This window comes from Geminocystis sp. M7585_C2015_104, assembly GCA_015295805.1.
Classification (GTDB): domain Bacteria; phylum Cyanobacteriota; class Cyanobacteriia; order Cyanobacteriales; family Cyanobacteriaceae; genus DVEF01.
The window spans coordinates 15,980-42,049 of sequence record DVEF01000055.1 but is presented as its reverse complement, the minus strand read 5'-3'; the positions used below and the strand labels follow the sequence as shown (position 1 = coordinate 42,049).

The following is a 26,070-nucleotide window of genomic DNA, read 5'->3' as shown; positions in this document are numbered from 1 at the left end:
GATTTTCCGGGGCCTTTAGTGGTGTTCTTCTTCCCCTTCGCCGTGGCCATGGGTTTCTAGGGCTTCGCCGATGTAGGACCCCGCCAGGGTAGCGAAAATGAGTGCCTGGATTCCACTGAGGAATAGTCCCAACACCATCAGTGGGAGGGGGATAAGGAGGGGCACTAGTAGTACTAACACTGCCACTGCCAACTCGTCTGCCAAGATGTTTCCGAATAAACGGAAACTCAGGGATAGAGGACGGGTGAAGTCTTCAATAACCCTAAAGGGCACCATAATGGGTGAGGGTTGGGCATAGTCGGCAAAATACCCCAATCCCTTCTTGCTAATTCCGGCATAGAAGTAGGCCAGGGATGTGAGGAGGGCAAAGGCAGCTGTAGTATTTATGTCCACTGTAGGAGCTGCCAGTTCTCCTTCTGGCAGTTGGATTAACTTCCAGGGTATCAGGGCTCCAGACCAGTTAGATACGAATATAAACAAAAATAGTGTACCGATAAAGGGAACCCAGGGTCGGTATTCCTTCTCCCCGATTTGGTCTTTTGCCAGTCCCCTTAAAAACTCCAGAACAAATTCCATGAAGTTTTGCATCCCGTCTGGCACCCTTTTTATATTACGAGTAGCCAATAAAGATGCTACAATCAGCACTGCCATGACAAACCAGGATACCAGGAATACCTGTCCATGTACCTTGTATTTGCCTATTTCCCAGTAAAAGTGTTCTCCTACCTCTATTGCCGCCAGTCTAACCAGGTAGCCACAACTGTTGACCATCATTGACAATACTATCTTTGATTAGGATAATCGATGACAATTTATCACAGATTTAGCCCTTTTGTCCCCAAAAAGACTGGTTTTCCCATAGACTCATGGGTAGGATATAGAACAGTAGGGCCCCCTTGTAGCTCAAAAAACCCAGGAATATGGGAATTACTTGGAGTTGTTGCCATTTGGTGGCCAGAATCATCAGGGCTGCGAAGGCGGCCAACCGCGTGGCACCAATCCGTTTTTTTGTAATTCCCACTCTTTCCACTTCTCTGGCCAACATGTTGATGTACACTAGACTAAAACAGACGCCCAACAGGAAATTGAGTGCGGTGTTGCTACCATAGAAAAACCATACCAGCAAAAATGAGATTGTCCCGATAACACCAGTTGCCAGGTAGAGACTATTCCGGAGTTGATAAAACTCCCTCATGGAATTACTATTGCTTCCTTTTTCCTCCCTTGAGGGGGGTTGTGATGTGACAGTACTCATTTTTCCCAATTTTCTACACTCAGGGACTATTTTGGGGTCTAAACCATCCTCTAGTGTAACCCCTTTGTGTAGTCTCCCGTTTGTCTCTTATGACTCTACTGTGACTCTATCGCAAAGGTCATGGCCGCCTCTTTTGGGGAAGATTTAAAATTTTATTAATTCCGTATCCTTAATAACAGTTTCTAGGGCAGTTCCCCCGTTTACTAGTAGGGGCGTGTTGACCGAGTCGGCCGTAGTGCTGACAGTAGTTTTGTTTCAAATTTCACAAACCGTTACAATCCCCTTTTATCTCGCCTATAACTATTTTTGATTTGTCCTTTTGATGTTGATGGAAGAGAAAAATTATGCAAACCACGTTGTCTTCTTCCCCTCGCACCTATGCCTTGACTACTCAGGACTACATTAACTTGGAGGGCACCTACGGCGCAAGAAACTATCATCCCCTGGAGGTGGTAATTACTAGAGGACAAGGGGTGTGGGTGTGGGATACAGAGGGAAACCAATACCTAGATTGTCTGAGTGCCTATTCTGCCTTAAATCAGGGTCACTGTCACCCTAGGATTCTTAAAGCGCTAACGGAACAAGCCGCCAAACTGACTCTTACTTCCCGTGCCTTTTATAATGACCAACTGGGGCTGTTTTATGAAAAAATTTGTAAAATCTCAGGATTCCCCAGGGTGCTCCCCATGAACACGGGGGCGGAGGCGGTGGAGACTGCTATTAAGGCCATCCGGAAGTGGGCCTACACGGTGAAGGGGGTGCCAGCCGATAAGGCCGAAATTATCGTTTGCAGCAACAATTTTGCGGGGCGAACCATTAGTATTATAAGCTTTTCCACCGAAGAGCAATACCGGTCGGGGTTTGCCCCCTTCACCCCCGGATTTAAGGTTGTGCCCTATGGGGATGCGGCGGCTCTAGAGGCGGCCATCACTCCCAACACGGCGGCTTTCTTCCTAGAACCAATCCAGGGAGAAGGCGGCATCATTATCCCCCCCGAGGGCTATCTACGGGAGGCCGAAAGAATTTGCCGACAAAATAATGTGCTACTGATATTGGACGAGATTCAAACAGGATTGGGGCGGACAGGTAAAATGTTTGCCTTTGAACACGAGGGGATAAAACCAGATGGAATTACTGTGGGCAAGGCCTTGGGAGGGGGGTTTTACCCTATTTCGGCTTTTCTTAGTACCCATGAAGTAATGGATGTTTTCAATCCAGGGGATCATGGTAGCACTTTTGGGGGCAATCCCTTGGCGGCGGCGGTAGCCATGGCAGCCCTCGATGTGATAGTGGAGGAGAATTTACCCCAGAGGGCGGCTGAAATGGGAGCCTATTTTCTTGGGCGTCTGCGGCAAATCCCCAGTCCTCACATTAAAGAGGTAAGGGGTCGGGGATTATTGATTGGAGTGGAACTATACCCTTCAGCCGGCGGTGCCCGTCGTTTTTGCAAGGCTCTTATGCAGGTGGGGATTCTAGCCAAGGAAACCCGGGACAATATTATTCGTTTTGCCCCGCCTCTGGTTATCACTCGCTCTCAACTAGACTGGGCACTGGAGCGGATTGAGCGCGTGTTGGCTACTCTATAGGATTACTCTTTACCATTGTGGGGTCGGGCCGCAACACCAGCCATATTTAAAGTCTGTCTAGCTTTTGTTATAACATGTTTTAGATGCTCATAAACCAGTCTCCTTTCTGTTGACCCCCCACAATTCCCCCTGCTATTATATATTCATTGACAGTTGTCTCCCCCGTTTAATTTACATGGCATTACGGGGGTCTTTTTTATTATTTTTTTGTTCTCCAATACGGCTCATATATTTGAGGGATAACGTCTTGACATGGCAATTTTTTTAGTAAATTTAAATTTAAAGCCAGGGAAATAAATGAAGATATAATTTGAGGTTTTTATTGAGAAGCACTTCGGGTTTAAAACCTTTTGCGGCGGGGACAGCAAGGCATTTAAAAAAGTCCTATCGGGCAGATTACCTTCTACCCCCTAGGAAAGCAAATAGGGTTACAAAACAGGTAATACTTGGGATAAATAGCTTGTGCTATGGCTCTAAGAAATTGAGAAAAGTAGCGGAAAGAATTTTGGTTATTCAGGTAGGCATTTTATATATTTTTGTTACAAAAAAAAAAGATAGATTCCTCCCAAACGGTAAAATAAGGGTGGAGGGGCTATGGGAGAGAGCAACTATGATTGAAGATTATGTTCATCTCCTCTGGACTGTTGCTATTATCACCTTTATTAGTAGTTTTATTCTGCCTATAGTGGGGAATATAATTTTGGCTTACCAACATCACAACCCATAGGTGAAATGTAAAATAAAGATAGTAGTGGCGCTATATATTGAGAATCAGCGCTGAATGGGGGATAATGGGGAAAAATAAGGAGTGTCAGCAATCGGCTGCAATAAATGGGCCATAATAATTGCAAGAAGGTACAACACGGCATAACACGGTGACAATGCAGATTCAAGAAATCCTCTACAGGGAAATACCCACCCCCCACACCCCAGAAGTTTGTCAGTGGCTGCAGGAGAAATGGCAACCCCCACTGGGGAAGAAATTTAAAACCCCCGATGGGATTCGTCTGGAGTTTGAGGGGAAAGGGAGTCTTTCTATTTTTGTTTGGAATTTACAACGAACTACATATCTAAAAATGTTCCGTTGGGGGGAGAAAAAAATAAAGGGAGAAATTCGCATTAAAAGGGATTTAGAAAAGGCAATTCGGACCCAATTCCCCCCTCAATACCCGCCACTACCTGACATAGACTTAAATAAAAGTGATATTTTTACCGCTTTGGAAGCCCACTATCCAGAGACTGTAAAATACTTTCGGAAAATGCCCAATGGAGAATATGATTTAAAGAGGGTATACTGGTGGGAAAAACAGTGGCGAGAAAGTGTGAAAATAAAAAGAGGAGAAAATAGATTTAAAAAATCCCCCGTGGTTTTTTTTGAAAAGCTAAAGGGGAAACCGGAATATGACATTATCTACGTGGGAGGAGCCTTGGGAGCAATTCATGCGGCATTAATGGCAAAAAAGGGTTACCATATCCTTTTGATTGAAAGACTGAAATTTGGCAGAATGAATAGGGAATGGAATATTTCCCGAGAGGAATTCCAAGTTTTGATTGACTTGGGTTTATTCACAGAAAAGGAATTTGAATACGTGATTGCAGCTGAATACGAGGATGGATTTAGTAAGTTTTTTGATGGCAATATTCCCCCCCATTTGAAGGCGGAAGTATTGCATACTCCGAGAGTATTAAATGTGGCAATTGACACCAGTAGGCTACTAAGTGTTTGTGGAGAGAAAATAAAACAATATGGGGGAGAAATATGGGAGGAAACAGAATTCGAGAAAGTAACTGTGGGGGAAGATTTAGTAATAGTAAACGCCACCCATCTGCCCACTTGTTCACCAAAGGAGGCTAGTGGTAGACTATTAATTGATGCTATGGGCACAGCCTCCCCCATAGCGTGGCAACTGTGGGGAGAAAGGACTTTTGATAGTGTTTGCCCAACTGTAGGCGCGGTAGTAGAGGGAATTAAACCGGAAGTATGGGATAAACGTTACGGGGATGTTTTGTTTTCCCATGGAGACATCTCCCGCGGCAGACAGTTAATTTGGGAGTTGTTTCCTGGCGGGGGGGATGAGTTGACTATTTACCTATTCCATTATCACCAAGTCCATCCAGATAATCCGGGGTCTTTGTTACAAATGTATGAAGACTTCTTCTCCATCCTGCCAGAATATCGTCGTTGTGAAATGGAACAGTTAGTGTGGAAAAAAGCTACTTTCGGATATATACCAGGGCGTTTTACCATAAATGGTAACGAGCGTAAAGTTGCGGGAGAGAGAATTTTGGCCATAGGAGATGCAGCATCCTTACAGTCTCCTCTTATTTTTACAGGATTTGGCTCTCTGGTGCGCAATCTGGGCAAATTGACTAGTCTATTGGATATTGCACTTAAATACAATCTTTTGGATAGTAAATCCCTCAATCACATTCAGGCATATCAAAGCAACATTGCAGTGACGTGGTTATTCTCCAAGGGGATGATGGTGCCAACATATAAAACTTTACCACCAGAGAGAATAAATGCCATCTTAAATACTTTTTTCGGCATATTGGCAGAGGAGCCGGAAACGGCAGATACTTTTATAAAGGATAAGGCATCCTGGCTTACTTTTAATCGTTTGGCCCTAAAGGCTGCCGTGAAGAATCCCAGACTGCTTATTTGGATATGGGAGATGGCAGGCAGCAAAGACATATTCCGGTGGTTGTTGTCTTATTTAAGTTTTACTACCTCTGCTTTCAAAAACCTGTTATTTAGCCGTTGGTTTCCCCAGTGGTTACAAAGACAACAATCTTGGCTGCCCCACTTCAATCCTCGCCTATGGTTTCGTCTTCAGGTTTTTGCCTCTAATTTGTCTCGTTGGTAGGGGGTATAATGTTGCTGTTTTCCCATGATATTGTGCCCAGGATGAGTAAGATAGATTTGGCCACAGTTGATGCTATCATTTTTGATTTGGGGGGAGTGCTTATTGAGGTAGACATGGAAAAGCCCTACCAGAAAATAATGGAATTAAGTCCTAATAAATCCCCTCAGCTATTAGACGAATTGAGAAGCATTGCTTACCAATATGAAGTAGGCAAAATTGAGGATAATACCTTCCTAGAAGCAATCAGGGAAAGGGCGGCCTTGGATTTGCCACTGGCGGAAATCGAGGCAATTTGGCAGGAAATGTTAGGAGATTTTCCAGATTATGTAGGAGAATTTTTGGCCCAAATTAGTAACAATAAGAGGACATTTATTCTGAGTAATACTAACCACCTCCACATTAAGAAGGTAGTCGAAAAATTTAGGGCAACCCACCCCAGTTATTCCTGGGAAAACTTATTTGAAAAAATCTTCTATTCCTACGAGATTGGCCTACACAAACCGGACACAAAAATATATCAATACGTAATAGAGCATGCTAATTTAGAACCGGCAAAAACCTTGTTTATTGACGACAATTATAATAACATTATAGGCGCCCAAAAATGCGGTTTAAAAACCCTTCACCTAAACCCCCCCATGACTCTTTGGCAATGGTTTGGGGTTAGCCATGGGAATAGGGGGTAGGATGTAGGATTTAGGGGTTAGGGTGTGGGGGTTTATAATTATAATGCCGTAAGTGGTTGTTAACCCGCCTGTCAACCCCCCTATAGTTACAGGCACCCTCGGGCCCTTTTTCTTTCCTAGCTGGATTAAGTTTTTTGATAATAATACCCACTAACCTCCCCGGGAATGTATCATGGTTTTGTGCCCACAAATCTCCTCTCTCTCTCCCTTGTTGTTAATATTTAGTACTAATAAAAAATTTCCGGGCACAAATCAACCGTAGTATTATCATCTACCTCGCCCCCGCATCCCAGCACAAGATCCCAGAATAGGGGTATTGGCTTAAAGTTTATTGGTAGGACTCCCACCATTAGGCTTCTGGCGTTGCTTCTCACGGCGGGGTGCACTTGTCTTTCTTTTTTTTCTCTGAAGAGTATTATTTTTGAATGTATTCTCAATAATATGGCTACAAAGCCCTCTATACTTGTTAAAACCCCCTCCTCTACTACCCTTCTATTTGCTATTTTTTTGCATATAAATTATGCCCAGGATAACCCCTGGCGGTCTCTATACCCGCCGTCCCCCACTCTCCCATTCTGCCAAAAAAATCCCGCCCTTGTGTTTAAAATTAAGAAATGTAAATGGGAAATGTAGCGGAATGGAGATGGGGGTTTATAAAAAATGCCGGTTATTGGAATTTTAACCCCTCAGAGGGATTAGAGTGATTATATAGGGATTATAAGGTAATTACATGGTTAGGGGGATTGTCGGCGAAGGCGGCATAAAAGTCAAAGTCAGGGAAACAGCCAACTGTAACTCCCTCTACCACGTCTTTGGGAATACAATTGCCGGGTTGGATTCTCCCTTTTCCCTCTTCGTCACACCATTTTGCCTCCCCTGAAGCTAGATTTCGCTCCAAAGCACACATGTCACGCATCATGGGCAGGCATATTCTTCTTTTTGGCAACTTTGGCTAGTCATTCTCCTACGGGGTCGCCTTTGCGTAGTACAAAGCAATTATCATCGAAGAGAAATATGCCTGCCACCTCCGCCCCATGAGTCCCTACCTCTAACTGTGGTAAAATCATTTGGCCTAGTTTGTAAGTTCCCCCTCTTGGGGTGGCTAAGATGTATGCCACTCTCATTCCCTTTCTTATATAAAATGATTATCATTATTATACTATCTCTCAAGCCACTGACAGATTTTGGCTAGGAAGAGGGTTTGGTTGACGGGTTTACTAACATAGTCATTCATGCCGGCAGCGAGGCATTTTTCTTCGTCTCCTTTCATGGTATTAGCCGTCATAGCGATAATGGGGGTATGCAGATAGACATTGCCAGCCTCTCCTCCACGAATTCGTCGGGTGGTTTCGTAGCCATCCATTTCTGGCATCAGACAATCCATGAGGATTAAGTCATAGGGGTTGGTGGGGTTATTTTGCAGAAGGGTTAAGGCTTCTTTGCCATTGTCGGCAACATCCACCTCAATTTCTAGGGGTATTTTTTCCAACAGTTTTCTACACACTAGTTGGTTTACTTTATTGTCTTCTATTAGCAAAATTTTGATTTTTCCTTCTCTCTTCTTAAAGGAAGGTGGATGTGGATTTTTATCTTCCTTTTTGTCTGCTGGTAATTCCATGTCAGCGGGCTCAAAAATAACATAAAAAGTAAGACAACTTCCCTTTCCCAACTCACTGGTAACTTCTATGTTTCCTCCCATCAATTCACAGAGGTTTTTGGTGATGGATAATCCCAAGCCCGTGCCACCGTATTTTCTCGTGGTGCTGTCGTCCACCTGACTAAAGGGTTTGAACAATTTTGTCAGTTTTTCTGGGGGTATTCCTATTCCTGTATCTCTAACCGAGGTGGTGAACAACAACTGGCCTTCCCTAATTTCTAGGCTGCTTGTTATAGTAATCTCTCCTGCTTCTGTAAATTTAATGCTGTTGCTTACTAGGTTGTTTAAAACTTGAGTTAGACGATAAGGGTCACCTTTTACAAGGGTTACATCTTTTAGGCCTTCTATATTGAGGACTAATTTTAGGCCCTTTTTCTCGGCTATTGGCAGGAAAAATTGATATATTTTTTTGAGTTTTTCTGGCAGGTTGAAGCAAAACTTTTCAATGGTTAACTTTCCGGCTTCCATCTTGTAAAAATCAAGAATGTCATTGAGGAGATGGAGAAGCAAAGTGGCGCTATTTCGGGCTATTTCCACATAATAAAATTGTTCTAGACTCAAATTTTCTTCTGCCAAAAAATCCAACATGGCAATAATACCATTCATGGAGGTGCGAATCTCATGACTCGTGGCAGCAAGAAAATTACCCTTCGCTTGGGCAGTACTCTCCGCCTTTTCTTTTGCTACAATTAGTCTTCGCTTGGTTAGAATCTCCTCAGTGACGTCTAAAACCAGAGACAAGATGGAGATGGGATTACCGGCGGCGTCTAGCAAAACCGAGTTATACCATTGGCAGTAGATAATGGTCTTATTTTTGGTATAATTGCGGGTGAGGCACCAGTTACGAGGGGCTAGTCCCGTAAGCAGCTGGTGGATGGTGGTTTTTACTAAATCCTGGTCCTCTTCGTGTACTATGGGTATCTCTAGCCAGTATTTGCCAATGGTCTCCCTAGCCTTGTAACCGAAAACCCCTTCAGCTTGGGGTGACCAGCGGACAATGTGCATTTCCCTGTCCCATTCTATCACGGCGAGGGGCGTGTTTTGGAGGTGGAATTCCAGTTTTTGGGAGAGGGTTTGCAGTTTTTGGCAGGAGGCTTGTAGCTCTCTTGTTTTTTCCTGTACACAGGTTTCTAGTCTTGTAAGAGAGTTCTTAGCCGCATCTACAATCATATTAAGGGTTTGGGCCAATTGCCCCAATTCGTCGGTTTGAGGGAGTTGGAGGGGAGTGAAGTTGTTACCCTGTTGGATTTGATTTACGCCCTGGTTTAACAATCGGATGGGGAGAATGATTCTCTGACGGAGGAATTGGATGGTATGCAGGAGGGTAACAAAAGAGGCGACGACAATGATAAGGGTGACAGAAGAGGGGATAATAGAAGGACCAATGGCCTCCATTATAGGTTGTTCTACCACTACAGACCAAGGCAAGAATTGAAGAGGTTGTCTGATGGTGAAGACGGGTTGTCCATTAATTCCCTGACAGATGTGGAGGGAGAAGGGATTTTGCGGGCATCGGTGTTGACTTTGTCTGCCTAACCAGGAGGGATTAATGGCGGCCATAACTACACCATTGTCGTCGAGGATGTAGAGATAACCGGTTTTGCCGATTTTCTGGGCCAGGGCATTATACCATAGTTGGCTCAAGTCTACCTGTCCCACCAGTAAGCCCGTGGAAAATCCTAGACTATCAGTGGTGATGGCGGCGATTTCTAGATAGGGGGTGTTGTCTTGTAATTTCAAGTTGCTGATATATAAATCCAAAGTGGCTTGCTGGAGGGAGGAGAATATGGTGGGGGAAAATTGTGGGGGAGGGATAGGGGTTTTCCCGCCACTGTAGCCTAATAGTTTCCCTTTAGCATCAAAAAGACTAAGCCGAATCAACTCTTGGTTTTGCAGTCGCATTTGGTGTAGTCTTTGGGAGACTCGCGGGGGGATATTGCCAGAAAGGGATGTACTAGTAGCCAAAAAGTCACTCTTTAATTCCACCAGGGAGAAATCCAATTGTCTGACAGCGTAGACACTGGCTTCTTCCAGGCTGGCTTGGATATTTTGCTTGCAAATAACGAGACATACGGCACACAATGCAAACAAAACCAATATGCTAGTACTACTCAACCAGATGATTCTAAGGGTGAGTAGTTTTAATAAGCCTTTACCGTTGGGTTTTGGTGGGATTTTGGCAGGGGAAAGATTAAACATACAACAGTCATCTCATACCAGTCTCAGTGGCTCATGGTAGAATTCCAATTCTGGGAATTAGGGCGGAGTTTTTGAGTTTCCAGATGATAAACCGTAAACTGAAGGGGGATTTTGACCCTTTCTGGCAGTTGAGCTATAGTGAAAAGTTGTTTCCCTTTTTCCACTGCTAATTTTCCCTTGGGTGAACCGTCAAAGCCCATGACTATAGTATAGTATATGACTATGGTATCCTTTCGTCTTTCTAGGGGGTAGCCTCTCATGGGCCTAGGTTCATTTTATCATTGCGGGAACCCCTCTAAATACTATCCCCTAAATAGCATAACTACTGATGAGGTAATTTCCCTTGTCTCTTGGTGTAACTAGTTAGCAGATTTGAAGGCTATAATGTTGTTGTTGCCCTGTGGTAAACCCACCAAAAAACTTTGGTGAAGCGTAAAGGCATTATCATGAAATAAATAAATGTGTAGCACACTGTATTAAAATTACCCTTTAACTGTTTAACAACTTGGGTAGCGACGGCTTTGGCGGCGGCAGGGTGGTGGTTTTGTTCGTATTTGCTGGCGTATCTACTGCAATTACGGGTAGACTCGACTAATAACCCTTTCCACCAGGGGCACTAAACGGATATAATGGGCCACACCCACGGGGAAATAAGGCAATAAGCCCTTAAATGGGAAGGGCACATATCCGGACATGTTATAATGGCAGGGGACTACGGGACAGTCATCCCTAGAAAAACTCTTAAATGTCATAGCCAGAGGAGAGGTTTCCCCTTGGAAAGGTTTGGCTTTACTCAGACATCGCTAAAATCGATTACCACCGCCAAATACCCACTAGCTTTCCTGAGGTTATCTGGTGTTAGGGGAAAACCCCTCAACAAATATCTAAGATTATCACCTCCATGGGTCAACGCACATTTCCCGTTATCGCTACCCGTTTTGAATCTCATGTGACTACCCTGTTTCAAACAGTTCCCGGTATGATAATTATGATTTTCCAGAAGGGTCAATCACGTTAACATAAAAACCCAAGGCCTTACTGTTGCAGATTAGGATGTGTAATGATATGCCCGTGGGTAGGGGGGGGAGAATGAAGGAGGGTGAGGGGGGGTTTTTGCCCCAGGAGTATAAAACTACAGGCAATGGGAAAGAAAAAAGCAAGCGTGACACACCTAATGCCCGAATTTATAAGCCATACCATTAAAACTTCGTAGTTTTTTATAAGGGTGATGATAACACTGTATAAGTTTTTTGTTATAACCTTTACACTAATCTCCTGTGGTTAAAATGGGGAGGTATATTCGTTAGTAGTAAAAAAGGAGCCAATGGAACAACTACTGAAAAGATACAAACACTTATACTTACATGGTTTTCTTTCAGGTGCCAATTCGGCGAAAGCGGGATATTTCAGGAAAAAATATGAGGAGTTGGGGATAGATTTAGAGATAGCCGACTTGAATTTGCCAGATTTTTTTAGTTTGACTCTTACGCGTCAGATTCAGCAGGTGAGTGAAATTGTATTGTCTTCCTCACAAGATTGTGTAATAATAGGTTCGAGTTTTGGGGGATTAACAGCGAGTTGGGTAGGGGAAAGACACCCTGGGAGGATTAAAGCCTTAGTTTTGTTGGCGCCGGCGTTTAATTTTGCCGAGAATCTAATGAGAATCATGACTGAGGAAAAGATGGAAAAGTGGAGGAGGGAGGGAAGTTATTATTTCTATCACTATGGTTACAAAAAAGAGTTGCCCTTGAGCTACAATTTTTGGGAAGATTTGATGTCCTATGATGAGTCAAAACTGAAAAATGACATTCCCACTCTCATTTTCCACGGCACAAAAGATGAGATAATTCCTGTAAGCTGTAGTAGAGAGTATTTAAACAAAAATCCCAAAGCCATCCTCAGAGAATTGGAGAGTGATCATAGTCTAGAGGATAAATTGGAGGAAATTTGGGGGGGTTTGCTAGATTTTTATCAACAAAATTTAAATGAATCCTAGACTAGAAGAATTCTAGAACAAAAATAGTAAACATGGGCTCCCTTATGAAGAAATAGTGAGACAGGAAAAGGCTATGATATATCCCAATGTGATTTCCACCACTGAGTTAAAAAACCGTAGGAAATTGCTGGAAAGAGAGCGTCGGATTCGTCGGCTTACATCCCTTTTTAGATTCGGGGCAATTTTAGGGTTTGTCACTACAACCTTTTGGTATACTACCTTGCCCCACTGGGTAATCAGAGATAGTAAACAAATAGAAATTGAGGGGAATGAATTAATGACGGTGGAGGAAATTAGGGGTTTAATCCCTCTTAGATACCCCCAGTCTATATTGAAACTTTCTCCCCAAAAATTAGCCAGGGACATCAAGAGGAAAATGCCAGTAGAAGATGTAGTAGTGATTAAGGAATTTCAGCCGCCACGTCTCAAGATTAGACTGAAAGAGAAACCGCCAGTCGCGGTAGCATTTTCTCCCAAGATTTCCCCAAAGACACAACAGATAACCTTTGAAAAGACGGGGTATCTGGATGCTGATGGGGTTTTTGTGGACAAGAAATTCTATCAAAATCTAGAAAAGCATAAAGAGAAAATACCCCAACTTAAAATTATAGGCTGGCCCCAGACTTATTTGCCCTACTGGCAGGAAATTTACTACATGGTCGAGCAATCTTCTGTCAAAATAAACACTATAGATTGGCGAAACCCTGCCAATATGGTATTATTAACGGAGATTGGGACAGTGTACATAGGCCCTTATACTTCAAAATTTCCAGAACAGTTGATGGTGTTAGAAAAAATGAAAACTATCACGGGCAAAATTCCCAGGGAAAAGATAGTTTACATAGACTTAATGGCGCCAGAAATTCCATCGATAAAAGAGAAAAAAGAAGAGGAAAAAAGTTTCAACAAATATGCTGGGAGCTGAGCCAAGTAGACAATAATTTGCTAACATCAAAGGTTGGGAAATAAATAGACTGTAGGCTAGGCAAAAGTATGAGTATATCCAGTCTGTTCCAGTTTCTGATAGGCTTTGTTTTGGGAATTATACTGTTTGGCGCTGGGATTGCGGGAGGGGCCTATTTTTTCCTCACCAACGTCGGCGGCAACCCACCAAAACCCACTTTTGAAGACAAAACTGCCGAGGGAGAGAAACAGCAGAATACTAATGCTAATGGGAAAAAGGTAACAGAGTCGAAAAAGGCTAATACTGCCACCGTTGCAAATGAGAATAATTCCCCTAAAGAAACTCCTCAACTGGCGGCTGAGGGGAAAAAGACAGAGGAGAAGAAAACTTCTACTGAACAGTTGCCGGCGGGGGCCTATCGTGCTAGAGTAATATGGTCCAGTGGTTTAAGTTTAAGGGCCGAACCAACACAGGATTCAGAAAGGATAGGTGGAGTAGCCTATAATACGGAACTCATAGTCTTGGGAGTAAGCGAGGATGGGCGTTGGCAAAGAGTGCGTATTCCTGGGAGTAATCAAGAGGGATGGGTAAAAGCAGGCAACATAGAGAAGATTACAGAATCCTCCCCCTAGTTTCTAGTCTACCTGGTATTTGCCAAGATTCTCTGACTTAGTGAAAAAATGTTATCCGGTTTACATATTCGGCTTTTTTGGAGATAAGATTAAGAAAAACTGAAAACCCATAGGAAATTTAAAAACCCTAATCCATGATCGCACTAGTGAAGTCAGAAACAACCACCCCGAGTAGACAAGACCTGGATGTAATCAAGTTAGACACAGGAGTAACACTGGTACATAAACAAATTCCCAGCAGTGAGGTGGTGGTGGCGGATGTATGGATGAATGTGGGGGTAGTATGTGAGCCAGAATCTTGGTCAGGAATATCCCATTTTTTGGAACATATGATATTTAAGGGGACAAAGAGGATTTTGCCGGGGGATTTTGACTATCTGGTAGAGTCATCTGGGGGTTGTACCAATGCCGCCACCAGTTATGATTATACTCGTTTCTTCCTGGCCACTGCTACCGATTATTTTGCCAAAACCCTCCCCTACTTAGCAGAAATCCTTTTGGCGGCTGAGATTGCCGAAGAGGAATTTTATTTAGAGAGGGAGGTAGTATTAGAGGAGATAAGATGCAGCCATGATGACATAGAGTGGCTAATATTCCAGACAGTAAACAGTACATTGTATCAGTTTCATCCCTATGGTCGTTCGGTGTTAGGGGAGGAAGCCAACTTATTACAGACAACTCCCAATCAGATGCGTTGTTATCATAAAACCTACTATCAGCCGGAGAATGTAAATGTGGTGATAGTAGGAAATATCTCCCGTGAGGAGTCCATATTCTTGGTGGAAAATTGTTTTAGGGATTTTAGTGTGCCTTCCGAGTGTCCTCCTGTTATCATAGACAGTGAGCCTCCCTTGGTGGACATTCGCCGACAGAGGTTATACTTGCCCTTTTTAGAGAATTCCCGTTTAGTGATGGCGTGGATGGGGCCAGGAGTTGAGGATTTGGAGGGGGCTATAGGTTTAGACATATTGTCCATTATACTAGCGGGGGGTAGGACTTCGCGACTGGTGCGCAGATTGAGAGATGAGAAGGGGTTGGTATTTGATGTTTCTGCACAATTTTCCCTACAGAAGCATTCTAGTCTGTTTACCATTACCGCCCATCTGAAAGAGAATTCTGGGGAGAGGATAGAAGAGATAATCAGAGAGGAAATCTATCGTTTACACAATCAACCCGTGACCATTGCCGAGTTGAAAAATGCCCAAAGAAACTTATGTCATGATTACATTTTTTGTACAGAAACCCCCGAACAATTAGCGGGATTATACGGTTATTATCAAATCCTAGAGGATGCCCGTTTAGCCTTAAAATATCCTCATATTGTTAGGAGTTTTGTGCCCGAAAAATTACAGAGGGTTGCCCAACAATATCTTTCCCCCGAATACTATGTTGTCTGCGAATTTTATCCCTGTAATTGACAGGCAGTATTTCGGTTTTAGACTGCCCTTAATTTACCGGATTCAATGAGCTGGATGTGAGTGTGTAGAATAGAATCATATAGGGCAAACCACTGGAATTGTAGGGTTTTTTTGGGGGGGAGGTATATATAGCCGAGGCAGGGGCCTAATAGTGGATGGATTTAATTTGTGACGCCGCCGGTGATTTTTTTTTATATCTAAACCCAAAATAATTCTCCTTTTCGCCTGTCTCAGGAATTACCCCTTGGGGGGATTAATTTTTTTTCAGATTCTGCCTCCGGGGGAAAAGATAAATCTTTGCCCGTATTATAGAGGGTTCATTGCGTTTAAACAATAATTTCCATCAGGGAATAAATTGAGAGTTATTGTTTTTCATGGAAACGATTAGCCAGTCTTAAAATTTTAGCAGCCAAAATGGCAGCACCAAAGCCATTATCAATATTAACCACAGCGACACCTGGGGCACAAGAGTTAAGCATGGTCAAAAGGGGGGCTAAACCGCTAAAATGGGCACCATAACCAATACTAGTGGGTGTGGCAATAACTGGACAATCCACCAAACCGGCAACGACAGAAGGTAATGCTCCCTCCATACCAGCCACTACAATCAACACATCGGCTTGAGAGAGGAGGCGACGATGAAAAAGGAGTCTGTGAATACCAGCCACTCCCACATCCCATAGTCTAATAACCTCAAAGCCACACAATTGGGCAGTAACAGCAGCCTCTTCGGCTACAGGTAAATCAGCAGTACCTGCGGTGAGAATGCCAATAGTCCCATTATATTTTACCTCTGTTTGTCCCACTGCAGCTATTCGTGCCACTGGGTAATAACGCAAATCAGGTATTTCTGCTTGAAGTAAGGTAGCTACATCGGACTCGAGACGGGTGGCGATGACAAGGGGTGTGCGTTGACGCATGGAGGTGATAATCTTAGATATTTGTTGAGGGGTTTTCCCTTGACACCAGATAACCTCAGGAAAGCCAGTACGTATTTGGCGGTGGTAATCGATTTTAGCGAAGTCTTCCACCTCCTCAAAATGGAGATGTTTGAGCAAAGCCAAACCCTCCTGAGGCGAAACCTCCCCTCTGGCGATGGCATTTAAGAGTTTTTCTAGGGATGACTGTTCCATAGTGCCCTGCCATTATAACACATCCGGATATGTGCCTTTCCCATATAACTGCTTATTGCCGTATGCCCCCTATCCCCTACATTCTACATCCTAACCCCTACACCCTACATCCTACACCCTACATCCCACCTTCCCCCATACCCTTGCCAGGGGGGAGAGGATGTAGTAGAATGCAAGACTGTTTCTAGTAGGGAGAAATGAAAATGTCCGGTGTGGTAGCCTATTTTGGGATTCTCCTTGTTTTTTCCCTTATCGCTCTATTATTGTATTACGGTTTTAAAGCACTAAAATTCCTGTAAAAGTGCCACCACAACCACGCCAAGCAGTAATGCTGACAGTGGCTGTGGGGTATTTTTTACCCAAGGGGCAGGGGAAATTTCTGCATTTTAACAATATAACTGTACTCCAAAAAGAACTCTAAATATTTTGTTACAATTCTCAACAATAACAGGTATAAATGGGGAGAAAGGAGTATGAGTGAAAGGCAAATAGTAGTGGCGCCGTCAATACTATCGGCGGATTTTAGCCGTCTGGGGGAAGAGGTAAAGGCGGTGGATGAAGCTGGTGCTGACTGGATTCACGTGGATGTGATGGATGGTCGTTTTGTGCCTAATATTACCATAGGGCCGTTGGTGGTGGAGGCCATTCGCCCCTATACCAAAAAACCCTTGGATGTACATTTAATGATAGTAGAGCCAGAGAGGTATATAGCAGATTTTGCCAAGGCTGGGGCCGATATAATTTCCATTCATGCTGAACATAATGCCACTGTACACCTCCATCGTGCCCTTTGTCAAATTCGGGAATTGGGGAAACAGGCAGGGGTAGTATTGAATCCCTCCACCCCTCTTTCCTTCATCGAATATGTGTTGGATGTATGTGACTTGGTGTTGATTATGAGTGTCAACCCAGGTTTTGGTGGGCAATCCTTCATCCCGGCGGCGGTGCCCAAGATCAGGGCTTTAAAACAAATGTGTGACGAAAGGGGGTTAAACCCGTGGATTGAGGTGGATGGAGGGATAAAACCCAGCAACGCCTGGCAAGTTATAGAAGCGGGTGCTAATGCTATTGTAGCCGGTTCAGCCGTTTTCAAAGCTCCCAATTATGCTGAAGTAATTGAGGGGATTCGTAACAGCAAACGGCCACAAGAGTTAGCCACGGTTTAAAATTGATATGGGGAGGGGGTAAATGGGATTCCTACCTCCTTTTCAGGCAGTTTGGAAGATATTTTGAATCATTTGCTTATTCAGGGAAAGGGCAACGGTTTCCAATTCTGTGACTTCTGCTGGGGATAACCGCCAACCAATAGCCCCTAAGTTTTCTTTTGCCTGTTGTACAGTTTTGGCGCCGGGGATAGGGATAGTGCCCTTACAGATACACCAGTTTATGGCCACTTGCGCCATGGTTTTTCCATTTTTTTCGGCGATTTCCCGGAGGGTGTATAAAAGGGGTTTGACAGCTGGTATAAGTTGTCTAAATAAAGCCCCACGGGCTCCAGATGGTAAACTATTTTCATCCCAGTATTTACCGGTTAATAGTCCCAGGGCCAAGGGACTATAGGCTATAATTTTAATGTCCAACTGCTGGCACAACTCCTTTAGTCCTAGTTTGACAAAGGGATAGGTGGAAAGGAGGGAGTATTGTATCTGAAGAGTACTAATTCTAACTCCCCTGTCTAACAGGTAATTATAAGCGCGAAGGAGGTTTTTTGGGCCATAATTGGATAAACCAATAGCCTTTACTTCCCCTTTATGGTATAATCGGGCAAGTCCCTCCAATAGGGGCTTCTCTTGCCAGGGGAAATAGTTAGCCGGAGACCAGTGCAGTTGTACTAATTCTATACTACGGCCAACTCTGGCAGCGGATTGGTGATAAGCCTTGATGAGGGATTCTGGGGTTAAACGCCAGGGGTATGGTGCTAACTTGGTGGCAATTACTATCTCATCCTGATGATCTCCCTTATACTCTCTGCTAAATTTACCCAAGAGGGTCTCACTCCTGCCATTAAATTTACCTGTACCATAGGAATCCCCTGTATCAAACCAGGTAACCCCTTGGGATACTAGGAGGTTAAAGACTCGTTGCAATTCCCCATCCATTTGTGGCGTGTATCCCCAAAGGAAGCGGTTACCCCAGGCCCAAGTGCCACAACCCATGGGGGAAAGATAAAGGGAATCCCCCACTTTAATTCTCTTTTCTAGTATAAAACTCATTTGTCCCTAGCAGCAACTTTGGAATATATTCTACCCTTCCACTGGCCACCCCTTCCTTGCCAGTGCTGCCAGGCGGAGTCTATAGTCATCAGGGTATATAACAGGGCTATAAACCATAGCAAGAGAGAGTAAACAGGGGAAAGGTGGTATAATCTCAGGGTGGGTAGGTAGCTAAAAGCCATCAACAGCCAGGTGACAAAGCCACAAGCTGCAGTCAGCCAGTGGGAGGTGAGCATACCGTAGACTAGGGCAACAGGGGGGATAAGATAGGTGATGGCCATGCCCACAACTGTGGCAATTAGTAGCCAGGGGGAGTAGTTTAACTGGGCAAAGGCGGTGCGGGATACCATTTGCCATATTTCCCCCAGACTATTGTAGCGCCTGAGACTAAAAGTAGAATTAGTCAAACCCAGCCAGATGCTACTGGAGGGGGGTAGTGTGTTTTTGACCATGCTGGCTAGGGTACAATCGTCTATGAGGGCATCCTTTAAGGCTTGAATACCACCAATACGAGTCAAAGCAGATTGGCTGATAAGAATACAACCCCCGGCGGCAGCTGCAATTTTACTTTCTCTGTCGTTAACCCAGGCAAAGGGATACAGTTTCTGGAAGAAGAAGACAAAGGCGGGGATTAACAGTTTTTCCCAAAAGCCTTCACAATGCAATTTTACCATCAGGGAGACTAAATCTAGATTATTCGTTTCTGCTAAAGCTACCAACTGGGTAAGGTTATTAGGGGGGTGTTGAATATCGGCATCAGTGAAAAGAAAATACTGCCATTTTCCAACTTGTTTTGCCCATTCTACCCCTTGATACAACGCCCACAGTTTGCCACTCCAGCCAACGGGAAGAGGCTTCCCCGTCAAGATTTCTACGTCTGTTTCCCTTTGTTTTTCCCCGGCAACCTTTGTAGCTATTTCCCTGGTGTCATCTGTACTTTGATCGTCTACTATTACAATCTTATACTCCCCAGGATAATCTTGAGCTAGTAAAGATTTAATACATGTGCCTACAGTCTCCGCTTCATTCCTTGCAGGGATAACTATTGCCACTGGCGGATAAGATGGCGGAGATTTGACAGACACCAAAAACTGATTACAACGCCAGAAATTGCCCCTAACCAGAAGCAAATAAACCCAAATTGTCAGGGAAATGAAAACAAGAATACTCATGCCTGACTAAACATAAAAACCCCCTTCTGACTGTTGCATTTTTTAATCATCAGAAAGGGGCAAAACGCTAGTCTAATTATAACCTAAAAATCTATGAAGACCAAACATTTCTGGCAATGTCAATGAGGGGTTTTAAATGAGGTGTTTGGCAGAGAAAGAAGGCAAAAAAGGCACCACCACAACCCCCCAACAGGAAACCACTGGCAAATTCACTCCAACCCTCTTTGGTAGCTAAATCCATAGGCACTTCGGGGGTAGTGAGGGTTTCGGTGGGTTTGCTTGCCCCTACAGCTCCATACAAAGATAAGGCAATGGTTAGAATAGCAATTAAACCAATAGTAGCCAATAAACCAGCAGTAGGAGCAAAGTCAGTGCCACGCAACGGCCCTAATAGAGCAAAGGGACCATATAATAGATAACCATGAGCCATACCTATTTCTAAGCCACGACGGCTGGGGGATAACCCTTTCCGATAGGCTGGCAAGGCATTGATAAAAGCCTTGGTAAAGGGTGAACCATTTACGGGTGTACACAAATTTCCTACTTGGGGATCGCCACCAGGCTGTACTACATCAATACTCATAGCAAGTAGCTCTAGCTCTGCAAGAATTAGGCATTTTTAGCCTACTTTAACTCTAAGGGTGCACAATTCGTTTTTTTTGTTAAGAATCTTTATATTTGATCCCTTTGGCACCATTTTAGCTTTAATATCCACTTAAGACTTGTAGTAATAGGAAGATAATAAACATGACTGGAGAATTTGCCGCTTCTTTCCTTCCTTCCATCTTGGTCCCTATGGTAGGCTTAGTAATGCCTGCAGTGGTAATGGGGTTACTCTTTTTACACATCGAAAGCGAGGCATAGATTTATCATCATAAACCCCTAATTGCAAAAAATCGCCTCCAGGGCCGGCTTAACTTGGGGATAATAATAGCTATACTGCATTACTTCTAGGGTCCGCTTTGGTAGTACTCTTTGTCCTTCCAGTACTACCTGAGCTCCCTCCCCTAACAACAATTGTAAGGCAAAGGGAGGAACGGGTAACCAAGAGGGGCGTTTTAAAACTTCCCCCAGAGTTTGGCATAGTTGCTGCATCGTCACGGGGTTTGGTGTAGTGGCATTAAACACCCCCTCTAGTTGGGTATTATTCAAAGCCTGGTTGACTATCCCCACCACGTCTTGAATGTGAATCCAGGAAACCCACTGTTTGCCACTGCCAATGGGGCCCCCCGCAAATAACTTAAAAGGTGTTATCATTTTGGCTAAGACACCCCCATCCTTCCCCAAGACAATCCCCAGACGGAGGATTACCAGTCTGACACCTGTTTCTTTAACTTTCTCCGCCTCCGTCTCCCACGCCTGGCACACTTGTGCTAAAAAATCACTGCCAGGGGCACTTGTTTCCGTATAGGTTTCCGTTTCACTAGTGCCATAATAACCCACCGCCGAGGCATTGATCAACACTTTTGGCCTGTTGCCTGCCTTGGCAATAGCCTCTACAATTTTTCTAGTGCCTATTTGTCTACTCTCTAGTATCTCCCGTTTGTAACTAGCTGTCCACCTCTCACTAATGGGCGCGCCTGCCAAATTGACAACAGCATCACAGCCATCGATTTTGGTTTGCCAATCCCCCTCCTCTTTAGGATTATATGCCACTACCTCTAGGTTGGATGGGTTAGAGATGAGGGATTTTGCCTTCCTTGAATCCCTAGTCAATACGACAATGGTATTTTCTCTCCCCAGTTGCCTCACCAACTCCCTGCCAATAAAACCAGTTGCACCAGTAATTGCTATCCTCATCCCTTCTTACTCCCTTTACATTTAATACAACTTGACATGATAGTACGGAGTTATCATTATAATGCCCCCTTCCCCCCTCCATCCCCTATTTCCCTTTATTTCCTCTTCCCCCTCCCCCCTTTTCCCTGCCGGCAACTCTTACAACCCTATGTTATCCTTATTACCTCCACTGTTGCCCCTTGTGTGCTAGAGTGAAATTGTAAAGTTATTTTAATAAATGTAAAGAGGAAGCAAAAATGGCTAACTCACATCATGTAAGTCTGGTGAAAAACCCTACCCTCTGGAATGACTGGCGTTGGCGTAATCCTGATGTAATTCCGGACCTACGTGGTGCCGACTTGAGTGGGTGTGATTTAAGAGGGATTAATCTAGCCGATGCCGACTTGTATGGCGCCAATTTAAGTGGTTGTAATCTGGCAGAAGCTGATTTGACTAAGGCTAACTGCTATCAGGTTAACTTTCAGCGGGCAGACTTGAGTGACGCCAATTGTTATAAGGGTTGTTTTAACTTTGCCAATTTTCAAGAGGCTAATCTGACGGAAACGGATTTTAGTGTAGCCTGCTTAGAAAATGCCAATTTATGTAATGCCAATCTGAAAGACTGTTATTTGATAAGGGCGAGTTTAAAAAATGCTAATTTAAGTCATACCTATTCTCGGGGGGTTACTCTAACAGAAGCCAATCTATCGGGCGTTAATTTTGCCTATGCGGATTTAAGGGATGCCGATCTTAGTAATACTATTGTAATTAACGCAGACTTTACTGGCGCATGTCTTACTGGCGCTTATTTAGAGGGATGGTGTTTTGATGATTCCACTCAAATTGGGCAAGTGATTTGTGAGTATTATTATTGGCTGAATCGTCAAAAGAAAGAAGTATTTTCTAAGTCTACATTAGTAGATTTATCCCAAGAGTTGTCCCGTCTCGGCCAGACAACTCGCGACATTCCCATTCCTGTTTATTCTGATTTTCAATCCTCTTATAAAAATGTTTATCCCCTTTCTTCTTCCCCGTAGTAGACAGACTGCCTAGAAGCTTTTATCCCTCTCAGAGAATCTCTGGGTTATTTGCTGTCATCCTCCCCTTGTCTGTCATGACATTTTCTAGTATCCCCTCGGCAACTATCTTCCCCTGATTCATTACAAGTGCCCGGTTAAATAATTCCAAAACTAATTCCAAATCATGGAGGGCCATAAGACTAGTTGCCTGGGTGTGGTTGGGGAAATAAATGATACTCATCATCGCCTTTAATTGTAGATTTGCAGTGATTTTGTCATAAAAAACTCCCCTGGCCGTTTCATCCAAGAGATGGTATCTCCTGCTTATTTCCTTTTCGATTTCCTCTGGATGCCATCCTAAGTTTTCTGTGCTAAAAACGGGGAATTGCCCGGGATTGTTGGCTTGCTAGATAACTTAATATCCCCGAGAAAAGGTTTTATTCGAAATAACACCTCCCCTCAAAGTAGTGGTTATTCACAGCACCATTTGCTTTAGTAAGTCCAATCTTTCCTCCTTCACAAACTCCAAAATATAAGTTGTAAAATAAACACTGGTTTTGCTATATCGGAAACATAAATTTTCCGCCCCGCCCCAATAGCCTCCGTTGACCAAATAAGCCTCAAACAACAACCAGCGGTGGGTAAGACAGTCTAAGCAACTATGGTATTATTAGGGTGGGTAGAGGTGATTATACTATCCCAGGGGTTTACTAAATGAGAGAAAATAGCCAACATCAGTGGGATCAAATTAGAGAAGAAATTATCCTACTATGTATACAGTGGTATGTCACAGACAATTTGACCTACTCCCAGTTAAGGGATTTAATGCAACAAAGAGGTTTCAAAATAGATCCCCGCACCATTAATTGTCTAGTGAAAGAATATTCTCATTTGGCAAAAAAAAGGGCAAAAGAAACTCAAAGAAAAAGAAGAAGAGGTTGGCGTTTGGTACAAATTCCTTTTATACTGAGGGGAAGAAGAAAATACCTTTATCGTGCCGTAGATGCTCAGGGTAATACTATAGATTTTCTCATAACTGGTAGTCGTAACAAGGATAGGGCAAGGAAATTTTTTCAGCAGACAATTCCTCATTCTCTTGAAGATAAACCCTCTGGAGTCCTCCCCAGAAGGGAAATAAGGCTAGGGAGGAATAATCTAATTCTCAGTATATTATCTCTCATGGCGCTCTCGGGGGTAACCCTGTTTCTGTTTAGTCAAATTCAAGGCAAGAGCACAGGGGAGGAAAAGAATCAAAGTGGGGATAAATCCGATATTTGCGGGATTATAAAAAAGGCATAGGCTTTACTAGAAGCGGGAGATATTATATAATCACACCTGCAAAAGAAGCAGTCAAATTACAGTGTAAGTAGTGAAAGATATAAATAGAATATCAGAAATAACACCGGTAGGATTTAACCGAGTTGAAATCAGGTGGCATAGGGGAGAGTTAGACAGAATACTTTTGTTTTTCGCCCTCTTTATCCTGCCAATTCAAAGCCTTGTAGGAATTATTGTCCTCCTTTATGTTTCTTACAAAGGTTGGCAAGAAAAAGATAAGGAATTTCAAGGTAAGGAGCCAATAATCGGCCTCTTTTTGATGTTAACAATATCTCTTATTATTTCCACTGCACTGGCGGAGGAAAAAAGGGAGGCAATTATAGGATTAGTCCACTTTTTGCCCCTGTTTTGGGTTTTCCTAGGCGTAAGGAGGCTGGTTAATGATTGCCAGTATCTATGGTGTGTAATCCTACCATTTGTTGTCAACTCTCCTCTGATAGCTATTATCGGCGTAGGGGAGATAATTTTCCACTGGAAAACCCCCCTGTTGTTCTATAAATTCTTTGGCTGGAGACTCACAGGAGAAGGCACCCCTACTGGGAGGGCAGCCTCTGTTTTTCCCTATGCAAATTCCCTGGCATTATACTTGGTAATCAGTGGCATTTTTGCTATTGCCTTGTTGCTAAAAAACTGGTACAAAAAAAAGATAATTACCCCTGACATTATACTTCTGATTGTCACGGTTATTTTAGACTTATACTGCCTGGTATTAACCCAATCACGCAATGGTTGGATTCTATTTTTTATTGCCATAATTGCCTTTTCTGTTTACCGAGGATGGGGGATTGTAATCTATATGACAACTACCGCGGGGGTATTGACAACATGGGCATCTTTCGGCCAACTACCCGGACAACAAATAGTAAGAAAGATTATCCCTGATTTTCTGTGGCTAAGATTCTCGGATCAACTATATCAGAATAGGCCTTTAGAGGAATTAAGAGTTAGCCAGTGGTGGTATTGTTTAGAATTAATTAAAAGCAGGCCGTTATTTGGGTGGGGTTTGAGAAATTTCAGCCTATTATATGAGGAGAAAACAGGCCATTATTTGGGACACCCTCACAATTTTTTCCTGATGATGATGGCAGAAACAGGCATTATAAGCACCATTATGCTATTAATAGTGTCAGGGTTAGTTATAATGGGGGGCTTTGTGTACCTGTTGCGGGGTAAAAGGGAAAAAAGAGACACAGACACTATCTTTTTCGGTTTGCTAATGGCTTTCTTGTCTTGCAGCATCTATAACTTGTTTGATGTCAGTGTATTCGATGTGAGACTAAATATCATTGCCTGGATACTGTTAGCCGCTATTGCCGGAATTACTCATAATACCCCTTTTTATTATTTGCGTTTGAAACTGTTGGGTGACAAAAACAATTCTACCCCCCCCGTAAATGACAGGAAACGCCATGACAATATGGCTAATTGCCACTTCCATCCCAACACCCAACATCCTTGAAGTGTTAAAGAGAATAATCCCCATTGCTGCCCACAGTTTAACTCATGGTATCATGCCATTGCCATCGCCGTGGGGGTGAAAATAAACAAAGTCTTCCCTACTTACACCATAAGCCTATGGCATTTTTAAGACTCGGGTGAGAGTAATATCCACCCCCATACAGTGGAGTCGGGGGAGAATGAGAAAGATGATATTGCCACCAGAGGATAACCAGCAGTATTCGTCGGATGTAAGGGGGAATAATGTTACCATCGTCAGTTGATAGGATTATTTCCGCCCATCCCCAGTAATATTCTCCTTGGAATTGGGGGGATAATCTCATTGCCACTAAAACCATAAACTATAACATTCTTCAGGGTTGGACGTGGGAAGATAGCATGACTGCCAGGTGGATGGTGTTATTATCGTCGTAGAATAATCAGTGGTATCTGGTGGAGATGGGAGTGAAAATATTATTAATATCAATAGGATTACCCTGGGGGGTGGGTAGGGCCATTATTATAACACCATCACTGGTAACATTTTTGGTAGGTAGACAAGAAGAAACAATTTTGTTATCGCAATACTACCACTGGTAAAAATATTCACAGGAGGAGAAGATATAGTATTGCCACTAGCCCATCACCAACAATAGAGTTTTCAGTAAAAATAAATATCCTACAAAACTCGCAGCCCTCTGCCCTTTTTATTCCCCTCATACCAGCTTGGGTTTAAATCTGGACTATATGGTAGCAAATACACAGACTCTATTCCAGGG

At 43.4% G+C, this 26,070-nt stretch carries 26 protein-coding genes and 1 pseudogene; 13 read left to right on the top strand and 14 right to left on the bottom strand.

The window, feature by feature from the left end; genetic code table 11:
- Window positions 1-15 precede the first annotated feature (15 nt).
- Together IGQ44_06450 and IGQ44_06445 are read right to left on the bottom strand one after the other, a co-directional pair.
- Window positions 16-774, bottom strand: coding sequence for a F0F1 ATP synthase subunit A (locus IGQ44_06450; protein HIK37609.1), 759 nt, complete (start codon window positions 772-774; stop codon window positions 16-18).
- Window positions 775-823: 49 nt separating this feature from the next.
- Window positions 824-1,195: an ATP synthase subunit I gene (locus IGQ44_06445; protein HIK37608.1), complete on the bottom strand. Its 372-nt coding sequence runs from the start codon at window positions 1,193-1,195 to the stop codon at window positions 824-826.
- Between the two features lie 404 nt (window positions 1,196-1,599).
- Between IGQ44_06445 and rocD the strand changes: the two genes are divergently transcribed.
- The 3 genes from rocD (at window position 1,600) to IGQ44_06430 (ending at window position 6,394) form a co-directional block, all read left to right on the top strand.
- The gene (gene rocD, locus IGQ44_06440) at window positions 1,600-2,841 is read left to right on the top strand and encodes an ornithine--oxo-acid transaminase (GenBank protein HIK37607.1); all 1,242 of its coding nucleotides are present in this window, start codon (window positions 1,600-1,602) and stop codon (window positions 2,839-2,841) included.
- A gap of 881 nt (window positions 2,842-3,722) precedes the next feature.
- Window positions 3,723-5,708, top strand: coding sequence for a flavin-dependent dehydrogenase (locus IGQ44_06435; protein ID HIK37606.1), 1,986 nt, complete (start codon window positions 3,723-3,725; stop codon window positions 5,706-5,708).
- 41 nt (window positions 5,709-5,749) lie between these two features.
- Window positions 5,750-6,394 (top strand): HAD family phosphatase, encoded by a 645-nt coding sequence (locus tag IGQ44_06430; GenBank protein ID HIK37605.1) that lies wholly within the window; start codon window positions 5,750-5,752, stop codon window positions 6,392-6,394.
- Window positions 6,395-7,109: 715 nt separating this feature from the next.
- Here IGQ44_06430 and IGQ44_06425 read toward each other — a convergent pair.
- The 5 genes and pseudogenes from IGQ44_06425 to IGQ44_06405 all read right to left on the bottom strand — a co-directional run bounded on the left by IGQ44_06425 (window position 7,110) and on the right by IGQ44_06405 (window position 11,199).
- A pseudogene (locus IGQ44_06425) lies at window positions 7,110-7,518 on the bottom strand (sulfur reduction protein DsrE).
- Between the two features lie 35 nt (window positions 7,519-7,553).
- Complete coding sequence (locus IGQ44_06420) at window positions 7,554-10,250, bottom strand: response regulator (GenBank protein HIK37604.1); 2,697 nt, start codon at window positions 10,248-10,250, stop codon at window positions 7,554-7,556.
- Between the two features lie 23 nt (window positions 10,251-10,273).
- Window positions 10,274-10,510, bottom strand: coding sequence for a hypothetical protein (locus IGQ44_06415; GenBank protein HIK37603.1), 237 nt, complete (start codon window positions 10,508-10,510; stop codon window positions 10,274-10,276).
- Window positions 10,511-10,825: 315 nt separating this feature from the next.
- Entirely contained in the window at window positions 10,826-11,002 is a 177-nt protein-coding gene (locus IGQ44_06410; GenBank protein ID HIK37602.1) for a hypothetical protein, read from the bottom strand.
- A gap of 41 nt (window positions 11,003-11,043) precedes the next feature.
- Window positions 11,044-11,199 carry a hypothetical protein gene (locus IGQ44_06405; protein HIK37601.1) on the bottom strand — a complete coding sequence of 52 codons (156 nt, stop codon included), beginning with the start codon at window positions 11,197-11,199 and terminating at the stop codon, window positions 11,044-11,046.
- Window positions 11,200-11,574: 375 nt separating this feature from the next.
- On the opposite strand from IGQ44_06405, the gene IGQ44_06400 reads away from it, so the two are divergent.
- The 4 genes from IGQ44_06400 (at window position 11,575) to IGQ44_06385 (ending at window position 15,200) form a co-directional block, all read left to right on the top strand.
- Window positions 11,575-12,246, top strand: coding sequence for an alpha/beta fold hydrolase (locus IGQ44_06400; protein HIK37600.1), 672 nt, complete (start codon window positions 11,575-11,577; stop codon window positions 12,244-12,246).
- 73 nt (window positions 12,247-12,319) lie between these two features.
- Window positions 12,320-13,171 (top strand): FtsQ-type POTRA domain-containing protein, encoded by an 852-nt coding sequence (locus IGQ44_06395; GenBank protein HIK37599.1) that lies wholly within the window; start codon window positions 12,320-12,322, stop codon window positions 13,169-13,171.
- 68 nt (window positions 13,172-13,239) lie between these two features.
- Window positions 13,240-13,782 carry an SH3 domain-containing protein gene (locus IGQ44_06390; GenBank protein HIK37598.1) on the top strand — a complete coding sequence of 181 codons (543 nt, stop codon included), beginning with the start codon at window positions 13,240-13,242 and terminating at the stop codon, window positions 13,780-13,782.
- A 134-nt stretch (window positions 13,783-13,916) separates the two neighbouring features.
- A complete protein-coding gene (locus IGQ44_06385; GenBank protein ID HIK37597.1) occupies window positions 13,917-15,200 on the top strand; it encodes an insulinase family protein in 1,284 nt (427 codons plus the stop codon).
- Between the two features lie 362 nt (window positions 15,201-15,562).
- Here the strand turns inward: IGQ44_06385 and larB are convergent, their stop codons facing one another.
- A complete protein-coding gene (gene larB, locus IGQ44_06380; protein ID HIK37596.1) occupies window positions 15,563-16,333 on the bottom strand; it encodes a nickel pincer cofactor biosynthesis protein LarB in 771 nt (256 codons plus the stop codon).
- A gap of 203 nt (window positions 16,334-16,536) precedes the next feature.
- Between larB and IGQ44_06375 the strand changes: the two genes are divergently transcribed.
- Together IGQ44_06375 and IGQ44_06370 are read left to right on the top strand one after the other, a co-directional pair.
- Complete coding sequence (locus tag IGQ44_06375; GenBank protein ID HIK37595.1) at window positions 16,537-16,632, top strand: cytochrome b6f complex subunit PetL; 96 nt, start codon at window positions 16,537-16,539, stop codon at window positions 16,630-16,632.
- Between the two features lie 174 nt (window positions 16,633-16,806).
- The gene (locus IGQ44_06370) at window positions 16,807-17,499 is read left to right on the top strand and encodes a ribulose-phosphate 3-epimerase (GenBank protein HIK37594.1); all 693 of its coding nucleotides are present in this window, start codon (window positions 16,807-16,809) and stop codon (window positions 17,497-17,499) included.
- A gap of 42 nt (window positions 17,500-17,541) precedes the next feature.
- Here the strand turns inward: IGQ44_06370 and IGQ44_06365 are convergent, their stop codons facing one another.
- The 3 genes from IGQ44_06365 to IGQ44_06355 form a co-directional block, all read right to left on the bottom strand.
- Window positions 17,542-18,546, bottom strand: coding sequence for an aldo/keto reductase (locus IGQ44_06365; protein ID HIK37593.1), 1,005 nt, complete (start codon window positions 18,544-18,546; stop codon window positions 17,542-17,544).
- The gene (locus tag IGQ44_06360; GenBank protein HIK37592.1) at window positions 18,543-19,718 is read right to left on the bottom strand and encodes a glycosyltransferase; all 1,176 of its coding nucleotides are present in this window, start codon (window positions 19,716-19,718) and stop codon (window positions 18,543-18,545) included. The genes IGQ44_06365 and IGQ44_06360 overlap by 4 nt, the downstream gene beginning before the upstream one ends.
- Before the next feature lie 91 nt (window positions 19,719-19,809).
- The gene (locus tag IGQ44_06355; protein HIK37591.1) at window positions 19,810-20,301 is read right to left on the bottom strand and encodes a photosystem I reaction center protein subunit XI; all 492 of its coding nucleotides are present in this window, start codon (window positions 20,299-20,301) and stop codon (window positions 19,810-19,812) included.
- A 164-nt stretch (window positions 20,302-20,465) separates the two neighbouring features.
- Here IGQ44_06355 and IGQ44_06350 point away from each other — a divergent pair, with 164 nt between their 5' ends.
- Window positions 20,466-20,582, top strand: coding sequence for a photosystem I reaction center subunit VIII (locus IGQ44_06350; protein HIK37590.1), 117 nt, complete (start codon window positions 20,466-20,468; stop codon window positions 20,580-20,582).
- A gap of 18 nt (window positions 20,583-20,600) precedes the next feature.
- On the opposite strand, the gene IGQ44_06345 is transcribed toward IGQ44_06350, so the two are convergent.
- The gene (locus IGQ44_06345) at window positions 20,601-21,518 is read right to left on the bottom strand and encodes a TIGR01777 family protein (protein ID HIK37589.1); all 918 of its coding nucleotides are present in this window, start codon (window positions 21,516-21,518) and stop codon (window positions 20,601-20,603) included.
- A 236-nt stretch (window positions 21,519-21,754) separates the two neighbouring features.
- Here IGQ44_06345 and IGQ44_06340 point away from each other — a divergent pair, with 236 nt between their 5' ends.
- Window positions 21,755-22,534, top strand: a complete 780-nt coding sequence (locus IGQ44_06340; protein HIK37588.1) for a pentapeptide repeat-containing protein — start codon at window positions 21,755-21,757, stop codon at window positions 22,532-22,534.
- 31 nt (window positions 22,535-22,565) lie between these two features.
- Here IGQ44_06340 and IGQ44_06335 read toward each other — a convergent pair whose 3' ends face one another.
- Window positions 22,566-22,823, bottom strand: a complete 258-nt coding sequence (locus tag IGQ44_06335) for a hypothetical protein (protein ID HIK37587.1) — start codon at window positions 22,821-22,823, stop codon at window positions 22,566-22,568.
- A 407-nt stretch (window positions 22,824-23,230) separates the two neighbouring features.
- Between IGQ44_06335 and IGQ44_06330 the strand changes: the two genes are divergently transcribed.
- Window positions 23,231-23,815, top strand: a complete 585-nt coding sequence (locus IGQ44_06330) for an IS6 family transposase (protein ID HIK37586.1) — start codon at window positions 23,231-23,233, stop codon at window positions 23,813-23,815.
- A gap of 70 nt (window positions 23,816-23,885) precedes the next feature.
- Window positions 23,886-25,313 carry an O-antigen ligase family protein gene (locus IGQ44_06325; GenBank protein HIK37585.1) on the top strand — a complete coding sequence of 476 codons (1,428 nt, stop codon included), beginning with the start codon at window positions 23,886-23,888 and terminating at the stop codon, window positions 25,311-25,313.
- A 97-nt stretch (window positions 25,314-25,410) separates the two neighbouring features.
- Here the strand turns inward: IGQ44_06325 and IGQ44_06320 are convergent, their stop codons facing one another.
- Window positions 25,411-25,650, bottom strand: a complete 240-nt coding sequence (locus IGQ44_06320) for a hypothetical protein (GenBank protein ID HIK37584.1) — start codon at window positions 25,648-25,650, stop codon at window positions 25,411-25,413.
- Between the last annotated feature and the right edge of the window lie 420 nt (window positions 25,651-26,070).